Source organism: Saccharopolyspora sp. CA-218241 (assembly GCF_050954615.1).
GTDB lineage: Bacteria > Actinomycetota > Actinomycetes > Mycobacteriales > Pseudonocardiaceae > Saccharopolyspora > Saccharopolyspora cebuensis.
Window position 1 is genome coordinate 1,417,796 of sequence record NZ_CP191860.1, and the last position, 25,340, is coordinate 1,443,135.

Annotated in this window: 21 protein-coding genes; 9 read left to right on the forward strand and 12 right to left on the reverse strand. The window is 73.7% G+C overall.

Translation table 11 applies throughout. The features are described 5' to 3' along the window. Window positions 1-120: 120 nt before the first annotated feature. The 6 genes from ACQP0T_RS06975 to ACQP0T_RS07000 all read left to right on the forward strand — a co-directional run bounded on the left by ACQP0T_RS06975 (window position 121) and on the right by ACQP0T_RS07000 (window position 5,987). Window positions 121-1,620 (forward strand): CoA-acylating methylmalonate-semialdehyde dehydrogenase, encoded by a 1,500-nt coding sequence (locus tag ACQP0T_RS06975; RefSeq protein ID WP_433871832.1) that lies wholly within the window; start codon window positions 121-123, stop codon window positions 1,618-1,620. Window positions 1,621-1,673: 53 nt separating this feature from the next. Next, window positions 1,674-2,846, forward strand: coding sequence for an acyl-CoA dehydrogenase family protein (locus tag ACQP0T_RS06980; protein ID WP_433871833.1), 1,173 nt, complete (start codon window positions 1,674-1,676; stop codon window positions 2,844-2,846). 34 nt (window positions 2,847-2,880) lie between these two features. Next, window positions 2,881-3,912 (forward strand): enoyl-CoA hydratase/isomerase family protein, encoded by a 1,032-nt coding sequence (locus ACQP0T_RS06985; RefSeq protein ID WP_433871834.1) that lies wholly within the window; start codon window positions 2,881-2,883, stop codon window positions 3,910-3,912. 43 nt (window positions 3,913-3,955) lie between these two features. Then, window positions 3,956-4,846, forward strand: a complete 891-nt coding sequence (gene mmsB, locus ACQP0T_RS06990) for a 3-hydroxyisobutyrate dehydrogenase (RefSeq protein ID WP_433871835.1) — start codon at window positions 3,956-3,958, stop codon at window positions 4,844-4,846. A 119-nt stretch (window positions 4,847-4,965) separates the two neighbouring features. After that, window positions 4,966-5,199 carry a hypothetical protein gene (locus tag ACQP0T_RS06995; RefSeq protein WP_433871836.1) on the forward strand — a complete coding sequence of 78 codons (234 nt, stop codon included), beginning with the start codon at window positions 4,966-4,968 and terminating at the stop codon, window positions 5,197-5,199. Between the two features lie 419 nt (window positions 5,200-5,618). Beyond that, window positions 5,619-5,987, forward strand: a complete 369-nt coding sequence (locus tag ACQP0T_RS07000) for a barstar family protein (RefSeq protein ID WP_433871837.1) — start codon at window positions 5,619-5,621, stop codon at window positions 5,985-5,987. A 3-nt stretch (window positions 5,988-5,990) separates the two neighbouring features. On the opposite strand, the gene ACQP0T_RS07005 is transcribed toward ACQP0T_RS07000, so the two are convergent. The 10 genes from ACQP0T_RS07005 to ACQP0T_RS07050 form a co-directional block, all read right to left on the reverse strand. Beyond that, complete coding sequence (locus ACQP0T_RS07005; RefSeq protein ID WP_433871838.1) at window positions 5,991-6,767, reverse strand: enoyl-CoA hydratase-related protein; 777 nt, start codon at window positions 6,765-6,767, stop codon at window positions 5,991-5,993. Window positions 6,768-6,861: 94 nt separating this feature from the next. Continuing rightward, window positions 6,862-9,219 carry an ADP-ribosylglycohydrolase family protein gene (locus ACQP0T_RS07010; protein ID WP_433871839.1) on the reverse strand — a complete coding sequence of 786 codons (2,358 nt, stop codon included), beginning with the start codon at window positions 9,217-9,219 and terminating at the stop codon, window positions 6,862-6,864. A 46-nt stretch (window positions 9,220-9,265) separates the two neighbouring features. Then, window positions 9,266-13,861 (reverse strand): type VII secretion system-associated protein, encoded by a 4,596-nt coding sequence (locus ACQP0T_RS07015; RefSeq protein WP_433871840.1) that lies wholly within the window; start codon window positions 13,859-13,861, stop codon window positions 9,266-9,268. Window positions 13,862-14,082: 221 nt separating this feature from the next. Beyond that, a complete protein-coding gene (locus tag ACQP0T_RS07020; protein ID WP_433871841.1) occupies window positions 14,083-14,319 on the reverse strand; it encodes a hypothetical protein in 237 nt (78 codons plus the stop codon). Window positions 14,320-14,556: 237 nt separating this feature from the next. Beyond that, complete coding sequence (locus ACQP0T_RS07025; protein ID WP_433871842.1) at window positions 14,557-15,318, reverse strand: sirohydrochlorin chelatase; 762 nt, start codon at window positions 15,316-15,318, stop codon at window positions 14,557-14,559. Between the two features lie 5 nt (window positions 15,319-15,323). Beyond that, window positions 15,324-16,667, reverse strand: a complete 1,344-nt coding sequence (locus ACQP0T_RS07030) for a sulfate adenylyltransferase subunit 1 (protein ID WP_433871843.1) — start codon at window positions 16,665-16,667, stop codon at window positions 15,324-15,326. 115 nt (window positions 16,668-16,782) lie between these two features. Next, entirely contained in the window at window positions 16,783-17,703 is a 921-nt protein-coding gene (gene cysD / locus ACQP0T_RS07035; RefSeq protein WP_433873611.1) for a sulfate adenylyltransferase subunit CysD, read from the reverse strand. Between the two features lie 45 nt (window positions 17,704-17,748). Beyond that, window positions 17,749-18,474 carry a phosphoadenylyl-sulfate reductase gene (locus tag ACQP0T_RS07040; protein WP_433871844.1) on the reverse strand — a complete coding sequence of 242 codons (726 nt, stop codon included), beginning with the start codon at window positions 18,472-18,474 and terminating at the stop codon, window positions 17,749-17,751. Further along, window positions 18,471-18,623, reverse strand: a complete 153-nt coding sequence (locus ACQP0T_RS07045) for a hypothetical protein (RefSeq protein WP_433871845.1) — start codon at window positions 18,621-18,623, stop codon at window positions 18,471-18,473. The genes ACQP0T_RS07040 and ACQP0T_RS07045 overlap by 4 nt, the downstream gene beginning before the upstream one ends. Beyond that, window positions 18,620-20,317 carry a nitrite/sulfite reductase gene (locus ACQP0T_RS07050; RefSeq protein WP_345364771.1) on the reverse strand — a complete coding sequence of 566 codons (1,698 nt, stop codon included), beginning with the start codon at window positions 20,315-20,317 and terminating at the stop codon, window positions 18,620-18,622. The genes ACQP0T_RS07045 and ACQP0T_RS07050 overlap by 4 nt, the downstream gene beginning before the upstream one ends. A 274-nt stretch (window positions 20,318-20,591) precedes the next feature. Here ACQP0T_RS07050 and hemW point away from each other — a divergent pair, with 274 nt between their 5' ends. Further along, complete coding sequence (gene hemW, locus ACQP0T_RS07055) at window positions 20,592-21,821, forward strand: radical SAM family heme chaperone HemW (RefSeq protein ID WP_433871846.1); 1,230 nt, start codon at window positions 20,592-20,594, stop codon at window positions 21,819-21,821. Between the two features lie 19 nt (window positions 21,822-21,840). On the opposite strand, the gene ACQP0T_RS07060 is transcribed toward hemW, so the two are convergent. Then, complete coding sequence (locus ACQP0T_RS07060; protein WP_345364775.1) at window positions 21,841-22,134, reverse strand: type II toxin-antitoxin system VapB family antitoxin; 294 nt, start codon at window positions 22,132-22,134, stop codon at window positions 21,841-21,843. A gap of 214 nt (window positions 22,135-22,348) precedes the next feature. Further along, window positions 22,349-22,693, reverse strand: coding sequence for a hypothetical protein (locus ACQP0T_RS07065; protein WP_433871847.1), 345 nt, complete (start codon window positions 22,691-22,693; stop codon window positions 22,349-22,351). A 401-nt stretch (window positions 22,694-23,094) separates the two neighbouring features. Between ACQP0T_RS07065 and hrcA the strand changes: the two genes are divergently transcribed. Both hrcA and dnaJ read left to right on the forward strand, forming a co-directional pair. Continuing rightward, the gene (hrcA, locus tag ACQP0T_RS07070) at window positions 23,095-24,117 is read left to right on the forward strand and encodes a heat-inducible transcriptional repressor HrcA (RefSeq protein ID WP_345364779.1); all 1,023 of its coding nucleotides are present in this window, start codon (window positions 23,095-23,097) and stop codon (window positions 24,115-24,117) included. 44 nt (window positions 24,118-24,161) lie between these two features. Further along, window positions 24,162-25,337 carry a molecular chaperone DnaJ gene (dnaJ, locus tag ACQP0T_RS07075; RefSeq protein ID WP_433871848.1) on the forward strand — a complete coding sequence of 392 codons (1,176 nt, stop codon included), beginning with the start codon at window positions 24,162-24,164 and terminating at the stop codon, window positions 25,335-25,337. Window positions 25,338-25,340: the final 3 nt, after the last annotated feature.

The following is a 25,340-nucleotide window of genomic DNA, read 5'->3' on the forward strand; positions in this document are numbered from 1 at the left end:
TGAACCGGTGATGTGACGGGGAACACCCTGTTGCGAATGGCTGAATCTCGGGAATGATCGGAGCCCCGAAGGTTTGTCCTCCTAGTAAAATCCACGGCGGTACGGCGGAGGGTGCGCGGTATGACCAACGAGCTCGGACACTTCATCGGCGGCAAGCGGGTGCCCGGCACCTCGGGTGCGTTCGGCGACGTCTTCGACCCAAACACCGGTCAGGTGCAGGCGCGGGTCCCGCTGGCCTCCTCCGCCGAGGTCGTCTCGGCGGTGACCGGCGCGGCGGAGGCGCAGCGGGACTGGGCCGCGCAGAACCCGCAGAAGCGCGCCCGGGTGCTGATGCGGTTCCTGCAACTGGTCAACGACGAGATGGACGAGCTGGCCCGGCTGCTCTCCGCCGAGCACGGCAAGACGCTGCCCGACGCCAAGGGCGACATCCAGCGCGGCCTGGAGGTCGTGGAGTTCGCCGTCGGCATCCCGCACCTGCTCAAGGGCGAGTACAGCGACAACGTCGGCACCGGGATCGACGTCTACTCGATGCGCCAGCCGCTCGGCGTCGTCGCGGGCATCACGCCGTTCAACTTCCCCGCGATGATCCCGCTGTGGCAGGCCGCGCCCGCCATCGCCTGCGGCAACGCCTTCGTCCTCAAGCCGTCCGAGCGCGACCCCTCGGTGCCGCTGCGGCTGGCCGAGCTGTTCGTCGAGGCCGGGCTGCCGCCGGGCGTGTTCAACGTCGTCAACGGCGACAAGGCGGCGGTCGACGCGCTGCTGACCGAACCGCGCGTCGAGGCGGTCGGCTTCGTCGGCTCCTCCGACATCGCGCAGTACATCTACTCGACCGCCGCCGACCACGGTAAGCGCGCGCAGTGCTTCGGCGGCGCCAAGAACCACCTGGTCGTTCTGCCCGACGCCGACCTCGACCAGGCGGTCGAGGCGCTCATCGGCGCCGGTTACGGCTCGGCGGGGGAGCGCTGCATGGCGATCTCCGTCGCCGTCCCGGTCGGCGAGGCCACCGCCGACGCGCTCGTCGCCAAGCTCGCCGAGCGGGTCCGCGGCCTGCGCATCGGCACCAGCTTCGACGCCGAGGCCGACTTCGGGCCGCTGGTCACCCGGCAGGCCTGGGAGCGGGTGCGCGACCTCGTCGGGGTCGGCGTCGAGGAAGGCGCCGAACTGCTCGTCGACGGCCGGGACTTCCGGCTCGACGGGCACGAGGACGGCTTCTTCACCGGCGCCTCGCTGTTCGACCGGGTCACCACCGACATGCGGATCTACCGCGAGGAGATCTTCGGGCCGGTGCTGTCGGTGGTGCGCGCCGCCGACTTCGAGGAGGCGGTCCGGTTGCCCAGCGAGCACGAGTACGGCAACGGCGTCGCGATCTTCACCCGCGACGGGGACGCCGCGCGGGAGTTCACCTCGCGGGTGAACACCGGCATGGTCGGCGTCAACGTGCCGATCCCGGTGCCGATCGCCTACCACACCTTCGGCGGCTGGAAGCGCTCCGGATTCGGCGACCTCAACCAGCACGGGCCGGACTCGGTCCGCTTCTACACCAAGACCAAGACGGTGACCTCGCGCTGGCCCTCCGGGCTGAAGGAGAGCGCCAGCTTCACCATCCCGACGATGCACTGATCCGGCGCCGGGCGGCCCGGAACCGCCCACCGCGCCGGCGGAAGGGAGTGGAGATGTCCGTTGCGGCAGTAGCAGGGCCCGCGTCGCCGTTCGAGCTGACCGAGGACCAGCGCGACCTCCAGCGGACCGCCCGCGAGTTCGCCGCCGAGCGGCTCGCGCCGGACGCGGTGCGGTGGGACCAGGACAAGCACTTCCCGGTCGAGGTGATCCGCGAGGCGGGTCAGCTCGGCATCGGCGGCGTCTACGTCGACGAGCGCTTCGGCGGCAGCGGGCTCAGCCGGTTCGAGTCGGTGCTCATCTTCGAGGCGCTGGCCACCGGCGACCCGTCGATCGCGGCGTACCTGTCGATCCACAACATGTGCGCCGGGATGATCGACCGCTTCGGCTCCGACGAGCAGCGGGCGCGCTGGCTGCCGTCGCTGTGCGCGACCGAGCGGCTGGCCAGCTACTGCCTCACCGAACCGGAGGCCGGCTCGGACGCGGCGGCGCTGCGCACCAAGGCGGTCCGGGACGGCGACGAGTACGTGCTCACCGGGGTCAAGCAGTTCATCTCCGGCGGCGGCTCCTCCGACGTCTACGTGGTGATGGCGCGCACCGGCGAGGAGGGCGCCGCGGGCATCTCCACCTTCGTCGTGGACGGCGCCGCCGAGGGGCTGTCCTTCGGCGCCAACGAGCGCAAGATGGGCTGGAACGCCCAGCCCACCCGGCAGGTCACCTTCGACGGCGTGCGGGTCGGTGCCGACCAGCGCCTCGGCGCGGAGGGCATCGGGTTCAAGATCGCGATGGCCGGGTTGGACGGCGGACGGCTCAGCATCGCCGCCTGCTCGCTCGGCGGTGCGCAGGCGGCGCTGGACAAGAGCCTGGGCTACGTGCGGGAGCGCAGCGCCTTCGGCAGCAAGATCGGCGAGTTCCAGGCGCTGCGGTTCAAGCTGGCCGACATGGCCACCGAGCTCGAAGCGGCCCGGCTGCTGCTGTGGCGGGCAGCCTGGGCGCTGGACGTGCGCGACCCGGCCGCGACCCGGCTGTGCGCGATGGCCAAGCGGTTGGCCACCGACGCGGGTTTCGCGGTGGCCAACGAGGCCCTTCAGATCCACGGTGGTTACGGATACCTTGCCGAGTACGGCTTGGAGAAGATCGTCCGCGACCTGCGGGTGCATCAGATCCTGGAAGGTACCAACGAGATCATGCGGATGATCATCTCCCGCGGGCTGCTGGAGGCGCCGTGACCGCGGCGGTCGTCCGCGACGAGGAGTCGGCATCATGACGGAGCCCGAGATCCTGCTGGACGAGCAGGGCGCGCTCGGACGGATCACCCTCAACCGCCCCAAGGCGCTCAACTCCCTGACGCTGGGCATGGTCCGGTCGATGGCCGAGGCCCTGGAGCGGTGGCGCGACGCCGGGCACATCACCGCGGTGCTGATCGACGGGGCGGGGGACCGCGGGCTGTGCGCCGGGGGCGACGTCCGCGCGCTGCACGACGCCGCCGCGGCCGGGGACGAATCGCTGCCCGCGACGTTCTGGGCCGAGGAGTACCGGCTCAACAGCGCGCTGGCGAACTACCCCAAGCCCGTCGTCGGCCTGATGGACGGCATCTGCATGGGCGGCGGCGTCGGGATCACCGCGCACGGCTCGCACCGGGTGGTCACGGAGCGCTCCCGCATCGGGATGCCCGAGGTGGGCATCGGGTTCGTGCCCGACGTCGGCGGCACCTACCTGCTGTCCCGCGCGCCCGGCGAGCTGGGCACCCACCTCGCGCTGAGCGCGGCGCCGATCACCGGTGCCGACGCGATCCAGGCCGGGATGGCCGACCACCACGTGCCGAGCTCCGAGCTGCCCGCGCTCGTCGAGGCGCTGGCCGCCGGGGACGTCGACGCCGCGCTGGCCAAGTACGCCACGCCGCCGCCCGAGTCCGACCTGGCGGCGCACCGGAACTGGATCGACGCCGCGTACTCCGCCGACTCGGTGGAGCAGATCCTGGAGCGGCTGCGGTACCGCCCGGAGGAGGCCGCGCACGCCGCCGCCGAGGTCATCGGCGCCAAGTCGCCGACCGCGCTGAAGGTCGCGCTGCGCTCGTTGCGGACGGACTTCGGCTCGCTGGAGGACGCGCTGCGCCAGGAGTTCCGGGTGTCGATGGCGTGCGTGCGCATCGGCGACTTCGTGGAGGGCGTCCGCGCCACGCTCGTCGACAAGGACCACCGGCCCCGGTGGTCGCCGCCCGAGCTCGCCGAGGTCGACGATGCCCGGGTGGCGGAGTTCTTCGCGCCGCGCCCGGACGGGGAACTGGTGCTGTAGGCCGGTCGCCGGTCGGCGACGGAGGTACCGAGGAGGAGTGACGATGGCTGTCATCGGATTCATCGGGCTGGGGCACATGGGCGGCCCGATGTCGGCGAACCTGGTCCGGGCCGGCCACCGGGTGCGGGGCTTCGACCTGGCTCCGGCGGCGCTGGAGGCCGCCGGGGGCCACGGGGTCGAGGTGGTGCCCTCGGTGACCGAGGCGGTGCGCGGCGCCGAGGCGGTGATCACCATGCTCCCCGGCGGTCGGCACCTGCTGGCATGCCTCGACGAGGTGCTCACCGCCGCCGAACCGGGCGCGCTGCTGATCGACTCCTCCACCGTCGACGTCGCCGACGCGCGGCAGGCGCACGAGAAGGCCGCCGCCGCGGGCTTCGGCATGATCGACGCGCCGGTCTCCGGCGGCACCGCCGGGGCCGAGGCGGGCACCCTCACGTTCATGGTCGGCGGCGCCGAGGAGGACTTCCGGCGCAGCGAGGCGGTGCTGGAGCCGATGGCCCGCAAGGTCGTGCACTGCGGCGGGGCGGGCAACGGCCAGGTCACCAAGATGTGCAACAACCTCATCCTGGGCGCCTCGATGATCGCCGTCGGCGAGGCGTTCGTGCTCGGCGAGCGGTTGGGCCTGCCGCCGGAGGCGCTCTACGACGTGGCCTCGGTCTCCACCGGCCAGTGCTGGGCGCTGACCACCAACTGCCCGGTGCCGGGGCTGGTGGAGACCAGCCGGGCCAACCACGACTACGAACCCGGTTTCGCCGCGGCGCTGATGCTCAAGGACCTCAAGCTGGCCGCCTCGGCCGCCGAGCAGAGCGGCACCGACACCGCCGTCGGGCGGCTGGCCACCGAGCTCTACCAGCGGTTCAACGACGAGGGCGGCGGGTCGCTGGACTTCGGCGCGATCATCGGCTCGATCCGGGAGCGCTCCGGCACCGTCTGATACCTCTCACCCGGACGCGTGACGCGCCCGCTCGGTCCGGTGTGGTGCGCACGGGCTGTGACCACGTCGGGGTCAGGCCGCCGTCGCGGGCCGCTGAACCGGGCGTACTCTGACGCTCTGTGTTGGCATGGCTGGTCGAGTGGTGGGACGGCGTCGAGCTCTGGCTCGTGCAGCTCCCCTACGTGCTGCAGGTGACCCTCGTGTTCGCGGTCCTGGTCCCGCTGGCCTGGGTGCTCGCGCGGGTCATCGATCGCGGCATCGACGGCCTGGGCGCGCGGCTCACCCGGGTCCGCGACGCGGAACCGCCGGTCCGCCGGGACGGTTCCGCCGGGCGGAAGGGGACCGCGGCGTGAGCTCGCGCAAGCGCATCTCGGTGGCGCTCGTGGGCCTCATCGCCCTCGTCGTCATCGGTTGGTTCGTCCGCGACTACGCCGGAAGCGGGACTTCGGAGCACTCGGCGCCGGGGGCTGTGGAATTCCGGCTTCCAGTGCGTAACCTGGCGGAGTTGCCTCCGGAGGCGGACCGGGCCTCGGCCCCGCCGGGCCGCTCGCCCCTGCCTCCGGACGACTCGCGGCCGGGCTCGTCGAGCCACGACCGCGCGGTGCCGGTCCCGGGCCCCGCTGCGGCGGAGAACGCGGCGGTCGGCCACCGCGAACAGGTCCGAGCTTTGCCACAACAACGATCATGACGGATCATTCGTCGTTGTCGACGCCGATGGTTGAGTGCGATGTTTGCTACGAAGTGGGCCAGCAAGGTGGGGAAGGAGCCGGCGGTGAGCGAGGTGGAACAGCCCTCCGCTGACGTGACGACCCACCAGGCCGTTGCCGAAGCGGAGCAGCGGGGTGCGGCCGTGCACGTCGTCGACGGCGCGGAACTGGTCAACAAGCGGACGACCCTCGAGGGGATCGCGGCGGCCATGAACTTCCCGGAGTGGACCGGCCGCAACCTCGACGCCCTCTACGACTGCCTGACCGACCTGTCGTGGCTGCCCGAGGGCGAGCACGTGCTGGTCTGGAGCGGGCACGCGGCGCTGGCGAAGAACGACCCGAAGGCCTTCCGGGGCATCCAGGCCGTTCTCCGCGACGCGTCGCTGAACAGCATGTGCGGGCGGAACTTCAGCGCCGTGCTGGCCCGCGACTGACGCTCAGCGGAGCCGCTCGGGCACCCAGGAGGGCTTGCGCTTCTCGGCGAAGGCCCGCATCCCCTCCTGGCCTTCCGCGCCCGCGAACCGCTCGGCGGACAGCCGCTGCATCGCCTCGAACCCGGCGCCCAGGTCGGTCGGTCGCTCGGCGAGCAGCAGCTCCTTGGCGGCGGCCAGCGCGCCGGGGGCGCCGAGCGCCAGCATGTCGGTGTAGCGGGTCACCTCGGCGTCCAGCTCGGCGACGGGCACCGCGGCGTTCAGCAGCCCGATCCGCACCGCGCGCGGCGCGTCGAAGGTCTCCCCGGTGAGGAACAGCTCGTGCGCCTGGCGGGTGGTCAGCCGGGGCAGCACCGGGATCGAGATCACCGCGGGCACCACCCCGATGCGCACCTCGGAGAAGGCGAACGTGGCGGTGTCGGCGGCCACCGCGAGGTCGCAGGCCGCGACCATGCCCACCCCGCCCGCGCGGGCCGGTCCGGCGAGCTTGGCGACCACCGGCTTCGGGCTGTGCCAGAGCCGTTCCAGGATGGCCGGGAGCTCCTGCACCCCCTGCTCCTCGGAGCCCGCCGCGCGCGATTCCTTGAGGTCCATCCCGGCGCAGAACACCGGACCGGTGTGGTCCAGCACGAGCACCCGCGCCGCGTCGTCGTCGATCGCGGCGGTGAGGTGGTCGAGCAGCTCGCGGCGGAGCTGGGCGGACAGGGCGTTGCGGTTGTGCGGGGAGTCCAGGGTGATGGTGGCGATGCCGCCGTCGGTGCTGCGGTGCACGAGTTCAGCCATGCCAGCACGCTAACCCGGACGTGAACCCGACGACCCCACCTCCGCACCGAACCGGCTCTCACCCGTCCAGGTGAAGCAGTGATCTGAGTGGGGGTCAGGTCGGGGGGTAGCGGTCGGCCCAGTCCGGGGGGCGGGGGCCGAACTCGAGGACGGCGTCGTGGGCGAGCCGCTCGACCACCTCGTGCAGTTCCAGGTCGGCGATCCAGCGCTCCGGGATGCGGTCCGCGCCGGTGGTCGCGCCGAGCAGGCAGCCGCACACCGCGCCGGTGGTGGCGCTGTTGCCGGAGTGGTTGACCGCCACGGCGAGCCCCGCGTCCAGGTCGCCCTCGGCGACCAGCGCCGCGTGCACCCCGATGCCCAGCGCCTCGGCGGCCGTCCAGCCGGTGCCGAGGGCGCGGTTGAGCTCATCCGGGGGCAGCGGGGTGCCCTTCGACAGCCGCATCGCGGTGAGCAACCTGCGGCTGACCTCGTCGTGGCCGGAATGCCGGGTGAGCTGCTCCAACACCTCGTCCACCGCCGCGGTCAGCTCCACCCCGTGCACCAGCCGGGCGACCAGGAACGCCAGCGCCCCGCCGCTGAGGTAGGCGCTCGGGTGGCCGTGGGTCAGCGCCGCGGTGGCCATCCCGACCCCGAACACCTCGGCCGGATCGCCGCTCCACAGCGCGGCGGGGGCGGTCCGCAGCACGGCGCCGCTGTCCTCGGCGTCGCTGACCGGGTCCTCCGGCGTGCCCCTCGACTGCTGGCCCTTGGCGAAGGCGATGAGGGTGCGCATCATGGTGCGCCCCGGGTTGCGGGTCTGGAACAGCGCGCGCTGCTCGACCAGCCACCCGTCGGGCGCCGGTGCGTCGGCGAGGAACTCCCCCGCGGCGCGCGGCCAGCTCAGGTGCTGGGTGTGCAGCCAGCGCTGGTAGGCGTGCTGGAGGTGCCGGGTCGGGTCGATCGCCCCGGCGCTGCGCCGCCGCACGTTCGCCCGGATCGTGCCCTCCAGGGAGAACAGCAGCAGCTGGGTGTCGCTGCCGAGCCGACCGGACGGGTGGCCGGCCGGTACGTAGTCGGTGATGCCGCCGTTGCCGTGCCGGGACCGGATCTCCTCCCAGTTGTCGCCCGCGACCGGCATCCCCAGCGCTTCGCCGATCGCCGCGCCCAGCACGCCCCCGACGAACCGGTCCCGGGAGGCGGCCAGCCGGGGCACCGCGGCCAGCCCGGTGCGGTAGGCCGCGGCGGGCCGGTGCGGGTCGGCGAGGTCGGAGGTGGGGTAGCGCCGTTCCCAGTCGTCGGACTCGTCGGGGTACGGGCCGAACTCGGTGGCGGCGTCCTCGGCGATGCGCTCCACCAGGCCGGTGATCGGCAGCGCGGTGCGCCACCGCTCGGGGACGGCGGTCGGGCCGTGCAGCGCGCCGAGCAGCAGCCCGCACAGCATCGCCGAGGACGCCGAGTCCCCGCCGTGCCGGGAGGCCGCCCGCACCGCGGTCGCGAAGTCCGGTGCCGCCAGGGCGCAGCGGACCGCGATGGCCAGCGCGTCCAACCCGCTGCGGCCGAGGGCCATCGCGTCCAGCTCGGCCGGTCCCGGCGCGAACCCGGCCGGACTGGCCTCGCCGAGGCCGCGGGCGCGGGCGAGCTTCGGCCGTCCCGGCGGCCACGCCGCCACCCCGTGCGCCACCGCCTGCTCCAGCGGACGTCCGCGCAGCAGCCAGTGGGCCAGGACGCCGACGACCCCGGCCGGGTCGTGCCCGTCCGGGTGGCCGTGGGTCAGCGCGGCGAGGTCACCGCCCAGCGCGAACACCGTCTCGGGGTCGGCGGACCACAGCGCGGCCAGCGCGCCCAGCGGCACGGCGGTCGCGCTGTCGGCGGAGTTGAGGGGTTCCGCGCGGGTGCCCGCCGGGTGCCCGCCGGTGATCCGGCCGAGCGCGAGCAGCATGGTCGGCTCGTCGGTGAGCCGCGAGCGCAGCGCGCGTTCGGCGAGCAGCCAGCCGTTCGGCGCCCCGGTGCCGGTGCAGTCGCGCCACGGCACCCCGCGCGAGCGCAGCCAGCGGCGCAGCCCGGACACGGCGCCGCGGAGCGGATCGCCGTCGCCGGCGGACCGGGCGCGGGTGTGCGCCCGGAGCAGCCCCTCCAGGACGAACAGCAGCGCGCTCGTGCGGTGGCCGACCCGGCCCAGCGCGGTGAACTCGCCGACCGCGCCGCCCAGCAGCATCCCCAGCACCCGGCTCGGCGCGTCGAGCAGCAGGCCGTCCGGCCCGGCCAGCCCGGTGGCGGGCAGCGGCGCGTCCGGATCGGCGGCGAGCCGCTGCTGCAACGCTGCTCCCCACGGCGGACGGGTGGCCGGTTCGGCCCGCCACCGCCGCCAGACCGCCAGCAGCTCCCGCTCGACGGGGTCGCGCCGGGCAGCCGCCCGCCAAGCGGCGAGCAAGGCGCGTTCGGTGTCGTCCAACCGGTCACCGGCTCCGCTCATGTCATCCACGGTGCTGCGATCCCAGGGGGTGCGGTCCGAGGGGCTGTCATCCGAGGTAACGCCCGGCCCACTCCGGTGGTTCCCGATCGGTGATGACCTCGGTGCGGGCGCGGAGCAGGTCCGCGACCAGTTCGTCGAGCACCGGGCGCAGTTCCAGGCCCGCCGACAGCTCCGCCGGGATGTCCCCCGCCCCCCGCGCGGCGCCCAGCAGCGCACCGCAGATCGCCGCGGTGGCGGCGCTGTTCCCGGAGTGGGTGGCGGCCAGCGACACCGCGTCGAGGAACGAGTTGGGGTGCGACAGCGCCGCGGCGACGGCGATGGCCAGCGCCTCGGGGGCGGTCCAGCCCAGCCCGAGCTCCTCCAGCGCGGTCGGCGACAGCGGACCGGAAGCGGCCCGCTCCAGCGCCGAGCGCAACCCCTCCGCGGTGGTGCTGGCCCCCTCCAGCTGGTCCAGTTCGGCGAGCACGGTGCGCACGCTCTCGGCCAGCGTGCGGCCGTCGTCCAGCGCGGCGATCAGACCCGCCAGCGCCCCCGCCGGCAGGTAGCCGTCCGGGTGGCCGTGGGTGACCACCGCCATCTCGGCGCCGAAGCCGATCGCCTGCGCCGGGTCGGCGGCGGCGAAGCCCAGCACCGGACCCCGCACCGTCGCGGCGACGGTGCGCGCGGCGTTGGGCGGGTTGGCCGGCGTCGGGGCGTCGCGCCGGTCCGCCCAGCGGGCCAGCGCGCTCAGCGTGGTCTCGTCCGGGAAGCGCTGGGCGCGCAGCACGTCCCGCTCGGCCAGCGGCGCGCGCCGCGCGGGTTCGGCGGGCACGCCCTGGGTGTGCAGCCAGTGCTGCAACGAGGTGAGCACCATCGACGGGTGGTGCGCCGGGACGCCGCGCAGCGCGGTGCGCAGCACGGCCCGGATCATCGCCTCCAGGACGAAGGCGCCCTGCTGGGACAGCGAGGTCGCGGTGCCGCGCCGCCCGAAGAACTCCGCGTACTCCCGCACGCCCTCGGGGTTGGCCCGCAGCACGGCGCGCAGGTCGGAGAACATCCACGGCCCGCCGAGCGCGTCGCCGACGGCGGCGCCCAGCACGCACCCGGTGAACCGCTCCTGGCGGTCCGGCTGCACCTGCTCCTCCGCGGGGAGACCGGCGCCTTGGACCTCGTCGGCCGCCGCCTCGCCGAGCAGCTGCGCGGCCCGATCCTCGCCGAACGCCTCGACGAGCAGCTTGTTCAGGCCCTGGCTCAGCTCGGCGGAGGTGCCCTCCTCGCCGTCGCGGAACTTCCGCCACGCCGCCAGCAGCCGCACCTCCTCGTCGGACAGGCCCTCGTCGGGATCGTCCGCGACGTCGGCGGGCACCGGCCGGGCGTCCGCTTCCGCCGGGGCGGGCTCCGGCTCGGCGGCTTCCGGCACCGCGGCGGGCGCGGGGGCGGGTTCCGGCACCGCTGCGGTTTCGGCGACGGCGGCGGGTTCGGGCACCGGTTCCGGCTGCTCCGGCTCGGCCTCGCCGACCGGGTAGCGCTCCCACCACTCCGGCGTCGTCGGCGGGTTCGGGCCGAACTCCTCGACGGCGTCCCGGGCGAGCTCCTCGATGACCTCGCGCAGTTCCAGCCCGTCGCGCCACGGCTGCGGGATCGCCTCCGGCATCAGCGCGGCGCCCATGATGTTGCCGCAGATCGCGGCGCTGGAGTCGCTGTCGCCGGAGTGGTTGGCGGCCAACAGCACCGCATCGGCGAAGGAGTCCGGGCGGGCCAGCGCGGCGCACACCGCGATCCCCAGCGCCTGCTCGCCGAACCAGCCCTCGCCGAGTCGCTCGTGCAGCTCCTCCGGGGTCGGCGCGCCGCTGGTGGCCAGGTCGACGGCCGCGCGCAGCGCCGCGGTGGTCTCCTCGTGGCCGTCCCAGGACGACAGCTCGCCGAGCGCCCGGTCCACCGCCTCCGGCAGCGACCGGTCCGCCACGAGCTGCTGGATGATCACCGCGAGCGCCCCGGCGGGCAGGTAGCCGCTGGGGTGGCCGTGGGTGAGCACCGCCGTGAGGGAGCCGACCTGGAAGACCGTGGCGGGGTCGTCGGACCACAACCCGGCCGGGGCGGCGCGCATCACGCCGCCGCAGCTCTTGGAGTCGTTGAGCCGGTGGGTGAACGAGCCGCGCGGGGTGCCGGTGGCGTAACCGTGCAGCGCCTGGATGCAGGTCTTGCCCGGAGCACGGCGGACGAACAGGCCCTTGCACCGGATCAGCCAGCCGTCCGGCGGGGTCGTGGCCAGCGGGCCGCCCGCGTCCCGCCAGTCGAAGCCCTGGGTGTGCAGCCAGCGCTGGTAGGCGTGCTGCACCTGGGTCCCCGGCTCGTGCTCGCCGAAGCGGCGCCGCCGGATGCTGGCCCGGATCAGCCCTTCCAGCGTGAACAGCGTCATCTGGGTGTCGTCGCTGATCGAGCCGCCGGGCCGGGCCGCGTCGACGAAGTCGGCGAGCCCGTCGGGACCGTGCTTGCGCCGGATCGCCGCCAGGTCGTCGTCCTCGATCGGGTAGCCCAGCGCGTCGCCCACCGCGCCGCCGAGCAGGAAGCCGTGGACGCGCCGGGCGCGCACCCGCGCGGGGTCGAGCTGGTCCTCGCCGATCGGCTCGCCGGCGAGCGCCTCGGCCGCGGGCGCCTCGTCGACCGGCTCCGGCTCGACGGGCTCCGGCTCGGGTTCGGCGGGTTCCGGCTCGACCGGTGCGGGCTCGGCGGTCTCCGCGGGCGCCGGGTCCTCGGCTGGGTCGGTCGGCTCGACGGTGATCGCGGCGGTCACGTCCGCCTCGGCGGGCTCGGGTGGGGCCGCCTCGGCGGAGGCGAGCGGTGGGGTCGAGGTGAAGTCGATCTCCGAGCGGTCCTGCTCGGCGGGGTAGCGCCGCGCCCACGCCTCGTCGGCGGGCGGGTTCGGGCCGAACTCCCGCAGCGCGTCGGCGGCCAGCGCCTCGATCAGCTCGCGCTGCCCCAGGTCGCGCAGCCACACGCCGGGCAGCGCGGAAACGCCGTGCAGCGCACCGGCGAGGGCACCGCAGATCGCCCCGGTCGAGTCGCTGTCGCCGGAGTGGTTGACCGCCAGCATCACCGCGGCGGCGACGTTGTCGGTGGACAGCACCGCGCACACCGCGATCGCCAGCGCCTCGTGCCCGGCCCAGCCGCCGCCGAGGGCGTCCTTGAGCCGTTCCGGACTGGGCTTGCCCTCGGCCGCCAGCTCCTCGGCCCGGGCCAGCGCCAGGTCGGTGTCCTCGTGGTCCCGGTAGCGGCGCAGCACCTGCCGGGTCTCGGCGAGCGCCTCCGGCGGCGCGTCGCCGCGCAGCAGCCCCCGCACGAGCACCGCCTGCGCCCCGGCGGGCAGGTAGGCGTTGGGCGCCGAACTGGTCAGCGCGGCGATCGCGGCCGCCAGCTCGAAGACCTCGCCGGGGTCGTCCGACCACAGCGCCACCGGGGCCGCGCGCACCACGCCGGAGTTGTCCGGGGACTCGTTGATCGGCCGCTCCAGGGTGCCGGGGGCGCCGACCGCCGCGAACTCGCGCAGCGCGGTGATGCAGGTGCTGTTGGGCGAGCGGACCGCGAACAGCTCGCGTTCGCCGATCAGCCACCCGGTCGGCTCCGGGTTGGTCTCGGCGAACGGTCCGGCGACCCGGCTCCAGCCGTAGCCCTGGGTGTGCAGCCAGCGCTGGTAGGCGTGCTGCACCGCGGGCAGCGGGGACGGCGACCCGTCGCGGACCGCGCGGTGCCCGCGGATCAGCCCCTCGACGGTGAACGCGAGGAGCTGGGTGTCGTCGGTGAACTCGCCGGGGTGCTCGTGGCCGCGGTCGTACTCGGTGACGCCGTTCGCGCCGTGGCGACCGCGGATCTGGTCGACCGGGTAGAACTCGACCGGAGCGCCGAGGGCGTCGCCGATCGCGGCGGCCAGCAGCGCCCCGGTGAACCGGCGACCGAGTTCGGTGTCGGCGGGGCTCGGGGCGCCGGGCCGCGCGGGCTCCTCCGGCGCGGGAGCGGGTTCGGGCGCCGGTTCCGGCTGGCGGACCACCGGGACGCCGGTGGCCGGCGAGGACGGCGGCGGTGCTTTCGGCGGGATCGAGGCGGCGGCCTTGACCAGGTCCTCACCGGGCAGCCGGGCCTTGACCGGACTGGTCGGGTTGATCTGCACGTCGGTCCCGGCGAGGTTCAGCCCGGCCAGCGCGCGCCCGGTCATCCGCTGCCAGGTGGTCCAGTTCGGCGGCAGGAAGCCGTCGGAGGTGAACACCTGGAGCTGCTTGCGGCCGGACTCGTGGTCCATCACGAACAGCCCGGAACCCTGGGGCTGGGCGAACAGGACCAGCTCCGCTTCCAGCAGCGCGGCGAGCAGCGCCTGGCCCTGCGCGTAGCCGGTGGTGGTGAGCTGCAGCGCGCGCTCCACGTCGTTGGTGGGCGCGGGCAGGCGCAAGGCGACCGGCGAGGGCCGGTAGTTCGGGTTCGGCGAGAAGTCGTCGGTGATCTCGCCGTGCTCGTCCACCCGGTAACCGCCGATGAAGCCCCACGGCGGCACCTCGGCGCTCGGGTCCGTGAATATCGGGTCGACCACGTACAGCCAGGTGTTCGGCTGCTTGACGGCCTGCTCCCGCATCGCCGGCGTGATGACCGGTCGACTCGGCTGCTGCGTGTTCATCTCGCGCTGTTGTCCCCGACTTCTCATCCAGCCTTGCATTGAACGCCCTCACCCCGGCGGTCACTCGGTAGAGCGGGCCTGACGGGTTCGACGTTGACAGAGGGAGGTCGGTTCCCCGGCCCTACGCTGGAATTGCACTCTCTCATGACCACCCCGAGTGAGTCTCGGGGTTCAGCAACAACACGCAACGTGATCAGTGCTTGCCGGGCGCGGCTCGCTCCTCAGCCGGCGTTGCCGGAGATCGTCGCCGTCACCAGGCAGGTCGTGCACGGCATCCCGGCGGGGCCTTCGAGCGCCTCGGCCACTCCGGGTGTGATGTGGAAACCGCAGTAGGCGCGCAGGCTCTCCGGTAAGGGTCCGCCGCCCGCCGGGAGCGGGAAGAAGTGGCAGGACTTGTCCTGCTCGTTGCGCGCGTACTCCGGGAGTACGCGCGCGATCAGGTGCGGTTGTCCGCTCATCGGTGCCGCCGATCTCCGTGTGCCCTCGGAAAGTCGGGGCCGGCAGCGACCCGGGTGTCGGGGGACCCGGGCCGCTCCCGGTCTTCGGGTGTGTCAGCTCACACGCGGTACATCATGCCCCGGGGCCCGGGGATGACGAAGGGTTGGCGTGTTTGCGCAACGCCGCGCGGGTTTTCCGCGCGATGCCGCGAGAACTATCCCAGAAGCGGTGCGCGCCCCCGCACCCGAGCCGCCGTTCTACAGCGCCTGCGGCAGCAGCGCGGGCGCCCCGAGCTCCGCCACCTCGGCGTAGCGGTGCAGCACCAGCTCGGCGACCTCGGGATCGTCGGCCATCGGCGCCGCGATCAGCGGGTCGGCGACGTGCCGCCGGGCCTGCTCGACGATCCGGTCCGGCAGCAGCCCGGGCGCCAGGAACCACGCCCCGATCGCGAACCGGCGGGCGCCGGCCGCGCGCAACCGGTCCAGCGCCGCGGGCACGTCGGGCTCGGCCGCCGCGGCGAACGCGGCCACCGCGCCCGCCCACCGGGTACCGGCCCGCCACCGGGCGGCCACGTCGTCGACCAGCCGGTTGGCCGGGGCGTGCGACGACCCGGCCCCGGCCAGCACCACGCCGAGCTCCGGGTCGTCGGCCTCGGCCCCGGCGGCCACCAGCCGCCGCCACGCCGCCCGGTCCAGCCGCGGGTCCGGCCCGAGCACGTCGGCCACCCGCACGTCGAACCGGGGGAACCGCCGCGCCGCCTCGGTGATCGCCGCCGGGACGTCGACCCGGGCGTGGAAGGCGCGGCCGAGCAGCAGCGGGACCACCACGGCCCGGTCGTGGCCGTCCTGGTGCACCCCGGCGAGCACGTCGCCGAGCCGGGGCGCCGAGAGGTCCAGGAACGCGGTGCGCACGTCGAGGTCCGGCCGGGACGCCCGCACCACGTCCATCAGGGCGTGGACGGTCCCGGCCGACCGCGGGTCGCGGCTGCCGTGCGCGACCGCCACCAGCGGGGCGGACACGGCCGTCACCCCGCGGCTGCGGCGAACGGCGCCAGCGGTACCCCGATCAGCCCGGCGGCCAGCGTCGTCCCGTCCGAGGGGTCGACCACCAGGAACGAGCCGGTGCGGCGGCTCGCGGCGTAGTCGTCCACCGGCAGCGGTTCGGACGTGCGCAGCCGCACCCGGCCGATCTCGTTGAGCGCCAGCGAATCCGGAGCCGCCACGCTGGACAGCGCCTGCTCGTCGAAGCGGGCGGTCAGCTCCTCTACCAGCGCCTGCACCGTGCGGGTGCCGTGCTTGACCAGCACCTTCGACCCCGGGTTGAGCGGCTTCTCGGCCAGCCAGCAAACCGTGGCGTCGAGTTCGTCGGTGACCCGCGGCGCGTCCGCGGCGGCGGCGATGAGGTCGCCGCGCGCGATGTCGAAGTCGTCCTCCAGCAGCAGCGTGACCGAACGCCCGGCGGCGGCGCGCGGCGCCGGGCCGTCCGGGGTGTCCACCTTCGCGACCCGGGTGCGCAGCCCCGCGGGCAGCACCACGACCTCCTCGCCCGCGGTGACCACCCCGGCCGCGACCTGGCCCGCGTAACCCCGGTAGTCGGGGTGCTCGGCGGTGCGCGGCCGGATCACGTACTGCACCGGCATCCGGAACGGCACGTCCTCCGGGTCCGGTGCCACCGGCACCTGTTCCAGGTGCTCCAGCAGCGACGGGCCGGTGTACCAGGGCATCCGCTCCGAGCGCTCCACCACGTTGTCGCCGAGCAGCGCGGACACCGGGATGGTCAGCACCGCGTCCTCGGCGTAGCCGAGGGCCGCCGCGTGGGTCCGGAACTCCGCGGCGATGCGGTCGTAGACCGACTCGTCGAAGTCCACCATGTCGATCTTGTTCACCGCCAGCACCAGGCGCGGCACGCCCAGCAGGGCGAGCACCGCGGCGTGCCTGCGGGTCTGCTCCACGACGCCGTTGCGGGCGTCGACCAGCAGCACCGCGAGCTGGGCGGTGGAGGCCCCGGTGACGGTGTTGCGGGTGTACTGCACGTGACCGGGCGTGTCGGCCAGCACGAACGTCCGCCGGGGGGTGGCGAAGTACCGGTACGCCACGTCGATGGTGATGCCCTGCTCGCGCTCCGCCCGGAGCCCGTCGACGAGCAGCGAGAGGTCCGGGGTCGCCAGGCCGCGGTCCGCGCTGGCGCGGTGCACCGCGTCGAGCTGGTCGGCCAGCACCGACTTGGTGTCGTGCAGCAGCCGGCCGACCAAGGTGCTCTTGCCGTCGTCGACGGATCCGGCGGTCGCCAGCCGCAGCAGGTCGGTCTGAGCGGGCAGCGTCACCTCGGTACCGGAGTCCGGCGCCGTGCGGGTGGTCGTCTCGGTCATTGCGGAACCCATTCCTGGTGGTGCGATCGGGCGGTGGACGGCGTGTCCGTCACCGGGCGCGCGGGACCAGCGGTCCCCCGCCGGGGTCACGCGGCGCGGCGACGGGAACGGTCGATCAGAAGTAGCCTTCGCGCTTGCGGTCCTCCATGGCCGCCTCGGAGATCCGGTCGTCGGCCCGGGTCGCCCCGCGCTCGGTGAGCCGGGAGGCCGCGACCTCGGCGATCACGTCGTCCACCGTGTACGCCTCGGACTCCACCGCGCCGGTGCAGGACCCGTCGCCCACCGTGCGGTAGCGCACGACCTTGTCCACCGGGGCCTCGCCCTCGCGCGGTCCGCCCCACGGCCCGGAGGTCAGCCACATGCCGTCGCGCTGGAAGACCTCGCGGCGGTGCGCGTAGTAGATCGCGGGCAGGTCGATCTTCTCCCGCTGGATGTAGCGCCAGATGTCCAGCTCGGTCCAGTTCGACAGCGGGAAGACCCGGACGTGCTCGCCGGGCCGGTGCTTGCCGTTGTAGAGGTTCCACAGCTCCGGGCGCTGCCGCCGCGGGTCCCACTGGCCGAAGGCGTTGCGCAGGCTGAAGATCCGCTCCTTGGCGCGGGCCCGCTCCTCGTCCCGCCGGCCGCCGCCGAAGACCGCGTCGAACTTGTTGTCGCCGATCGCGTCGAGCAGCGGTGTGGTCTGCAACGGGTTGCGGGTGCCGTCGGCGCGCTCCTCCAGCCGCCCGTCGTCGAGGTAGTCCTGCACCGAGGCCACCACCAGGCGAAGGTCGTCCTGGTCGACCAGTTCGTCGCGGAACTCCAGCACCTCGGGGAAGTTGTGACCGGTGTCGACGTGCAGCAGCGGGAACGGCACCGGCGCGGGCCAGAACGCCTTGCGCGCCAGGTGGACCAGCACGGTGGAGTCCTTGCCGCCGGAGAACAGGATCACCGGGCGGTCGAACTCGCCGGCCACCTCGCGGAAGATGTGCACCGCTTCGGATTCCAGCGCATCCAGGTTGTCCACCTGGGGCGGCGCGCCCGCGTCGGCCGGGGCGATGTCGAGATCGGTCGTGCTCACGTTGTCCCTCCGAAAGGTCCCGGCTCAGCCGTGCAATCCGCACTCGGTCTTGCTGGTGCCCGCCCACCGACCGCTGCGCGGATCGGCGCCCGGGGCGGGCTTGTTGGTGCAAGGCTGGCATCCGATGGACGGGAACCCCGCGGGCACCAGCGGGTTCACCAGCACTCCGTGCTCGTCGATGTAGCGGTCCATGTCCTCGTCGGACCAGGCGGCGATCGGGTTGATCTTCACCAGCCCGTTGCGGTCGTCCCAGGTGACGATCGGCGTGCCCGCCCGCGTCGGGGCCTCCACCCGGCGCACCCCGGTCACCCACGCCTCGTAGCGGGACAGGGTGTCGCGCAGCGGCACGACCTTGCGCAGGAAGCAGCAGCGGTTCGGGTCCCGCTCGTGGAGCCGGGGGCCTTCGGCGGCGTCCTGCTCGGCGACCGACTGCTGCGCGGTCGCGTTGACGATGTTCACGTCGTAGACCTGGGCGACGGCGTCGCGGGTGCCGATCGTCTCGGCGAAGTGGTAACCGGTCTCCAGGAACAGCACGTCCACGCCCGGCCGGGCCCGGGCCGCCAGGTCGACCAGCACCGCGTCCTGCATGTTGGACGCGACGATCAGGCCGGGCCCGAAGGTCTCGGCCGCCCAGCGCAGCGCCTCCTCGGCACCGGCCTCGGCCAGGTCCCGCGCGCCCTGCTCGGCCAGCGCGCGCAGCTGGTCGTCACCGCGGCGGACGCCGATGTTCGTGGTGGTCTCGGCAGTCATTCCTCGCTCCCTCCCAGGGCCAGCCCGACGAGCGAGACGGTGAAGACCCGCAAGCAGGCCCGGCACCGCCACGCGCCGACGGGTTCGGCCTCCGGTTCGAGTTCCTCGTCCCCGCAGTACGGGCAGTGGAACGGCACCGCCCGGCTCATCGGAGGTCGTCCTCCTCGGCCCGGCCCACCCACTGCGCGAACCGCTCGCCCTCGGTGCGCTGGTCGAGGTAGCGGCGCACCAGGCGCTCGACGTAGTCGCCGAGCTCCTCCGAGGTGACCTTGTGGCCGCGCAGCTTGCGGCCGAACCCGGCGTCGAGCGCGAGCCCGCCGCCCAGGTGCACCTGGTACCCGGGCACCTGCGCGCCGTCCGGGCCGGGCACCATCTGACCCTTCAGCCCGATGTCGGCGACCTGGGTGCGGGCGCAGGCGTTCGGGCAGCCGTTGAGGTTGATGGTGACCGGATCGCGCACGTCGCCCTGGATGTCGGCCAGCCGCCGCTCCAGGTCGCCGATCAGGTCGATGGCGCGTTCCTTCGTCTCCACGATGGCAAGCTTGCAGAACTCGATTCCGGTGCACGCCATCACCCCCCGCCGCCACGGCGACGGGTCGGCGTGCATCCCGAGTCCGGCCAGGTCGGAGACCAGGCCGTCGACCTCGCCCGGCGCCACGTCGAGCACCAGCAGGTTCTGCTCGACGGTGGTGCGGACCCGGCGGGACCCGGCCCGCTCGGCGGCCTTGGCCACCTCGACCAGGGTGGAGCCGCTGACCCGGCCCGCCGCCGACTTCGCGCCGATGTAGAAGTTGCCGTCCTGCTGCGGGTGGACGCCGAGGTGGTCGCGGGCGGTCGTGGGCGTGGCCGGCGCCGGGCCGTCGACCAGCGCGCGGCCGAGGTACTCGGTCTCCAGCACCTCGCGGAACTTCTCCGCGCCCCAGTCGGTGACCAGGAACTTCAGCCGGGCGCGGTGCCGCAGCCTGCGGTAGCCGTAGTCCCGGAAGATCCGGACCACGCCGTGCCAGACCTCGGCGACGTCCTCCTGCGGGACCCAGGTGCCCAGCCGCACCGCCAGTTTCGGATTGGTGGACAGCCCGCCGCCGACCCACAGGTCGTAGCCGGGGCCGTGCTCGGGGTGCTCGACGCCGACGAACGAGACGTCGTTGATCTCCGGCACCGAGTCCCAGCGCGGCGAGCCGCTGACCGAGGACTTGAACTTGCGCGGCAGGTTGGACAGCGACGGGTCCCCGATGTAGCGCTCGGTGATCTCGTCGATCGCCGGCGTGCCGTCGATCACCTCGTCGGCCGCGACGCCGGCCACCGGCGAACCCAGCACCACCCGGGGGCAGTCGCCGCACGCCTCGGTGGTGGACAGCCCGACGCCCTCCAGCTTCTCCCAGATCGTCGGCATGTCCTCGACCCGGATCCAGTGGAGCTGCACGTTCTGCCGGTCGGTGATGTCGGCGGTGTCGCGCGCGTAGGTCTGCGAGACCTCGCCGATGGTGCGCAGCTGCTCGGTGGTCAGCGCCCCGCCGTCGACGCGCACGCGCAGCATGAAGTAGGAGTCGTCGAGCTCCTCGGGCTCGATCGTGCCGGTCCGCGCGCCCGGGATGCCCGGGGCGCGCTGGGTGTAGAGACCCCACCAGCGGAACCTGCCGCGCAGGTCACCGGGGTCGATGGAGTCGAAGCCGCGGTGCGCGTAGATCGTCTCGATGCGCTCCCGGACGTTGAGCGGGTTGTCGTCCTTCTTGGAGCGCTCGTTGGCGTTGAGCGGCTCGCGGTAGCCGAGCGCCCACTGACCTTCGCCGCGGGTCTTGCGCTTGCGGGCGGGACGGTTCGGGGCATCCGTCGAGGGGGCCATGAGGTCCGACCTCCGGGAGTGATGCGGGCCGGAGCGCGCCGCAGGCTGCTCCGTCGGCTGAGACGGTTCACCCGGTCGGCGGTCCCGGCGCCGACTGGACAATGCAGAACGCGGCGGCGGGTCAACTGCGGCAGAGCGCGCTGCACACCCGCCGCAGGTCCACGTAGCGGCGGGAGACCAGCAGCAACGCCTGCGCGGTCGTACCCATGCCGGTCAGCGTGCCACGCGGCCACCGGGCGGTCCACCACCATCCGCATGGTGGGACAGTGGTGATGTGCCTGCTCAACCACCGACCGGCGAGCCCGTCCCGGACGACGGCGCGCTGCCCGCCGGAGCGCTGACCGGACTCGGATCCCGGCCCTTCGGGGTCTACGTCCACGTGCCCTTCTGCGCCACCCGCTGCGGCTACTGCGACTTCAACACCTACACCGCCGACGAGCTCGGCTCCTCGGCGGGTTTCGGGAGCTGGCTGGACGGGCTGCGGCGGGAGCTGGAGCTGGGCGCGCGGGTGCTGTCGGCCGGTGGCGCGGCGCCGCCGGCCGCGGAGACGGTGTTCGTCGGCGGCGGCACCCCGTCGCTGCTCGGCGCCGAACGCCTCGGGGAGGTGCTGACCGCGGTGCGCGACACCGTGGGGCTCACCGCCGGGGCGGAGATCACCACCGAGTCCAACCCCGAGTCGACCTCGCCGGAGTTCTTCGCCGGGCTGCGTTCGGCCGGCTACACGCGGATCTCGCTGGGGATGCAGTCGGCCGCCGCGCACGTGCTGCGGGTGCTGGAGCGCGCGCACACGCCGGGGCGCGCGGTCGCCGCCGCGCGGGAGGCCCGCGCCGCCGGGTTCGAGCACGTCAACCTGGACCTGATCTACGGCACGCCGGGGGAGTCCGACGACGACCTGCGGGCCTCGCTGGAGTCGGTGCTCGACGCCGGGGTGGACCACGTCTCGGCCTACTCGCTGATCGTCGAGGACGGCACCGCGATGGCGCGCAAGGTCCGGCGGGGCGAGCTGCCGATGCCCGACGAGGACGTGCTCGCCGACCGCTACGAGATGATCGACGCGGCGCTGGCCGGTGCGGGCCTGGACTGGTACGAGGTCTCCAACTGGGCCGCGGGTCCGGACGCGGCGTGCCGGCACAACATCGGCTACTGGAGCGGCGGTGACTGGTGGGGCGCCGGGCCGGGCGCGCACAGCCACGTCGGCGGCGTGCGGTGGTGGAACGTCAAGCACCCGGCCCGCTACGCCGAGCGGCTCGCGGCGGGGCGGTCCCCGGCGGTGGGCCGCGAGGTGCTCACCGAGGAGGACCGTCGCGTCGAGCGGGTCATGCTGGAACTGCGGCTGGCCACCGGGCTGCGCACCGACGTGCTGGACGAGGCCGGGGTGCTGGCCGCCAAGCAGGCCGTCGACGACGGGCTGCTGCGCGGCGCCGACCTGAACCGCGGGCGCTGCGTGCTCACCGACCGGGGCCGGCTGCTGGCCGACGGGGTGATCGCCCGGCTGGTCGGCTGAGCAGCGCGCGGAACGGCGGTCAGCCGAGTTCGAGCACCCGCACGTGCAGCGCGGTGCGCTGGTGCAGCGCCGCCCGCAACGCGCGGTGCAGGCCGTCCTCCAGGAACAGCTCGCCGCGCCAGCGCACCACGTGCGGGAAGAGGTCGCCGAAGAAGGTCGAGTCGGGGCTGAGCAACCGATCCAGGCGGAGCACCTTGGTCGTGGTCACCAGGTCTTCCAGCCGCACCTGGCGGGGCGGGATGCGGGACCAGTCCCGGGTGGAGAGCCGGGGTTCGGGATACGGGCGTCCGTCGCGGACGTCCTTGAAGATCACGGTGCACCCCTCGGGCGGCGCGGGCGCCGCGCGGTCGTTCGGCGGCGAGCGCACCGGTGGCGGGCGACCGCGGCCGGTGCCCGCCGGTCGTACCCGCGGCAGGGTACCGCCCGTCCGGGTGAGCCACGGGACGCAGCCTCACCCGGACGAGTCATGAGTGAGGGGCGCCTTCATCCGACTGTGCCGGATGAAGGCGCCCCTCACCTGGTCCGGGTCAGCAGGCCGCGGCCTCCTCGGGGGTCTGGGCGTTCTCGAGGCAGCTGCTGTACTGCTGGAGGTCCTGGTCGACCTGCTGCACGGTGACGACGGTCATGACCGTCCACACGATGCACACGACGATCGCGATCCCGCCGGTGATGAGGCCCGCGAGCGCCTGCCCCTTGCCGATCTGCTTCCGGATGCCGATGATGCCGAAGATCACCGCGAGCGGCCCGAGCACCCAGGACACCATCCCGATGAACGGGACGAAGCTGAGCGCGACGGCGATGATGCCGAGGATCATCGAGGTGAGCGCCAGGGCGTTCTTCTGGGGCGGGGCGGCGGGCATGGGGTACGACACTGCGTTCTCCTTCTCGGGGGGCGCCCGAGCAGCTCGCCGGGCCTGATCATTGAACCCAGCGGGGGTGATCATCCGCGTCCCAATCGATAGCGTGTGGCGTAGATCACACCCGTTTCGTCCGGATGACCGTCCGTCGTCGTCCGGATGCGCTCCGCGGTGGATCGGCGCTCGAACGGGTGGACCAATGGCCCTTATGCTCGGTGGGATGTCCCGCGCCCGGCGCGTCGGCGGAGCCGTCGGTCCCGGTCCGCGCGGACGTCGGTTTGCGCTGGTAGCGATGATGTGCCGGTGCGACACCGTAAACTCGGAGGTGGCGCCGAGGTGGTCCGCCCGCCGGCTCCCGGCCCGCGCGGTCCGGGGGCGTGGGTGATCGGTCGGCCGGACGAACAGGAGGTGGCACGGTGAACGCGGATGAACGCCGCTTCGAAGTGCTGCGCGCGATCGTCGCGGACTACGTGTCGACCCAGGAACCCGTCGGTTCCAAGGCCCTCGTCGACCGGCACAACCTCGGTGTCTCCAGCGCCACGGTGCGCAACGACATGGCGGCGCTGGAGGAGGACGGCTTCATCGTCCAGCCGCACACCAGCGCCGGACGGGTGCCCACCGACAAGGGCTACCGGATGTTCGTGGACCGGCTGCACGAGATCAAGCCGCTGACCTCCGCCGAGCGCCGCGCCATCCAGAACTTCCTGGAAGGCGCGGTCGACCTCGACGACGTGATGCGGCGCAGCGTCCGGCTGCTGGCCCAGCTCACCCGGCAGGTCGCGGTGGTGCAGTACCCGACGCTGACCCGGTCGACGGTGCGGCACGTCGAGGTCGTCACCATCACCCCGGCCCGGTTGATGCTGGTGCTGATCACCAACACCGGCCGGGTGGACCAGCGGATGGTCGACCTCGGCGACGTGATCACCGACGATGACGTGGCCCGCCTGCGCACCGTGCTCAACAGCGCGATGGCGGAGAAGCGGCTGGCCGAGGCCTCGGCCGCGGTGGCGGACCTGCCCGAGCAGGCCCCGGCCGACCTGCGCTCGGCGCTGGTCCGGGTGTCCAGCGTGCTCATCGAGTCGCTGGTCGAGCACCCGGAGGAGCGCATGGTGCTCGGCGGCACGCCCAACCTCACCGCCAACTTCACCGACTTCCCGCACTCGTTGCGGCAGGTGATGGAGGCGCTGGAGGAGCAGGTCGTGGTGCTCAAGCTGCTGGCCGCGGCCCGCGACGCCCGGACCGTCACCGTGCGCATCGGGGTGGAGAACGAAGCCGAGGAGATGCAGACGACCTCGGTGGTGTCCACCGGATACGGTTCGGATGGCATGGTGCTGGGCGGTCTCGGTGTCGTCGGCCCCACCCGGATGGACTATCCGGGCACGATGGCGGCGGTGCGCGCCGTCGCCGCATACGTAGGTGAGATCCTGGACGGTCGCTGACCGCGACCGGGTGCACTCGAACGAGCAGAGGAAGTACGGAGAAGGTGGCCACGGACTACTACGCGACCCTCGGGGTGGCCAAGGACGCAACGCCCGAGCAGCTCAAGCGCGCCTACCGGAAGATGGCGAGGGAGCTGCACCCGGACGTCAACCCCGATGCGGACGCGCAGGCGAGGTTCCAGGAAGTGACGACCGCCTACGAGGTCCTCTCCGACCCGAAGAAGCGGCAGATCGTCGACCTCGGCGGCGACCCGATGTCCTCCGGCGGCGGTGCCGGCGGCGGCGCGGGCGGGGATCCGTTCGCCGGGTTCGGCGGCCTGGGCGACATCATGGACGCCTTCTTCGGCGGCGGTGGCCCCGGTGGCGGCCGCGGGCCGCGCAGTCGCGTGCAGCCCGGTTCCGACGCCCTGCTGCGCCTGGAGCTGACCCTGGAGGAGTGCGCGACCGGCGTGAACCGGGACATCACCGTCGACACGGCAGTGCTGTGCGACGCCTGCGACGGCGGCGGCTCCCGCGCGGGCAGCGCCCCGTCGACCTGCGACACCTGCGGCGGTCGCGGTGAGGTCCAGTCGGTGCAGCGGTCGTTCCTCGGCCAGGTCATGACCTCGCGCCCCTGCCCGGTCTGCCGCGGCTTCGGCGAGGTCATCACCGACCCGTGCCAGCAGTGCAGCGGGGACGGCCGGGTCCGGGCGCGGCGCACCATCACCGTCAAGATCCCCGCCGGGGTCGGCGACGGGATGCGGGTGCGGCTCGCGGGCGAGGGCGAGGTCGGACCCGGCGGTGGTCCGGCGGGCGACCTGTTCGTCGAGGTCGAGGAGCTGCCGCACGAGCGGTTCACCCGCGACGGCGCGGACCTGCACTGCACCGTCGAGGTGCCGATGACCGCCGCCGCGCTGGGCACCACGCTCACCCTGGAGACGCTGGGCGGGGTGAGCGAGGAGCTCCGCGTCGAGCCGGGCACCCAGCCGGGCGCCGAGCACGTGCTCACCGGGCAGGGCCTGCCGAAGCTGCGGTCCAACGGCAAGGTCAGCGGCCACGGCGACCTGCACGTGCACCTGGACGTGGTGGTGCCGACCCGGCTGGACGACCAGCAGGCGGAGCTGCTGCGCCAGCTCGCGGCGGCGCGCGGCGAGGAGCAGCCGGAGCCGACGGTGACGGCCAACGGCAACGGTCACCGCAGCGGGCTGTTCTCCCGCTTCCGCTCCTTCGGCCAGCGCTGAGCC

What these genes read in the sequence shown, in the direction of transcription:
- ACQP0T_RS06975 (WP_433871832.1), top strand. Translation starts at nt 121, where the DNA reads ATGACCAACGAGCTCGGACACTTCATCGGCGGCAAGCGGGTGCCCGGC.
- ACQP0T_RS06980 (WP_433871833.1), top strand. Translation starts at nt 1,674, where the DNA reads ATGTCCGTTGCGGCAGTAGCAGGGCCCGCGTCGCCGTTCGAGCTGACC.
- ACQP0T_RS06985 (WP_433871834.1), top strand. Translation starts at nt 2,881, where the DNA reads ATGACGGAGCCCGAGATCCTGCTGGACGAGCAGGGCGCGCTCGGACGG.
- mmsB (WP_433871835.1), top strand. Translation starts at nt 3,956, where the DNA reads ATGGCTGTCATCGGATTCATCGGGCTGGGGCACATGGGCGGCCCGATG.
- ACQP0T_RS07005 (WP_433871838.1), bottom strand. Translation starts at nt 6,767, where the DNA reads ATGGCTGAACTCGTGCACCGCAGCACCGACGGCGGCATCGCCACCATC.
- ACQP0T_RS07010 (WP_433871839.1), bottom strand. Translation starts at nt 9,219, where the DNA reads ATGAGCGGAGCCGGTGACCGGTTGGACGACACCGAACGCGCCTTGCTC.
- ACQP0T_RS07015 (WP_433871840.1), bottom strand. Translation starts at nt 13,861, where the DNA reads ATGAACACGCAGCAGCCGAGTCGACCGGTCATCACGCCGGCGATGCGG.
- ACQP0T_RS07020 (WP_433871841.1), bottom strand. Translation starts at nt 14,319, where the DNA reads ATGAGCGGACAACCGCACCTGATCGCGCGCGTACTCCCGGAGTACGCG.
- ACQP0T_RS07030 (WP_433871843.1), bottom strand. Translation starts at nt 16,667, where the DNA reads ATGACCGAGACGACCACCCGCACGGCGCCGGACTCCGGTACCGAGGTG.
- ACQP0T_RS07040 (WP_433871844.1), bottom strand. Translation starts at nt 18,474, where the DNA reads ATGACTGCCGAGACCACCACGAACATCGGCGTCCGCCGCGGTGACGAC.
- ACQP0T_RS07045 (WP_433871845.1), bottom strand. Translation starts at nt 18,623, where the DNA reads ATGAGCCGGGCGGTGCCGTTCCACTGCCCGTACTGCGGGGACGAGGAA.
- ACQP0T_RS07050 (WP_345364771.1), bottom strand. Translation starts at nt 20,317, where the DNA reads ATGGCCCCCTCGACGGATGCCCCGAACCGTCCCGCCCGCAAGCGCAAG.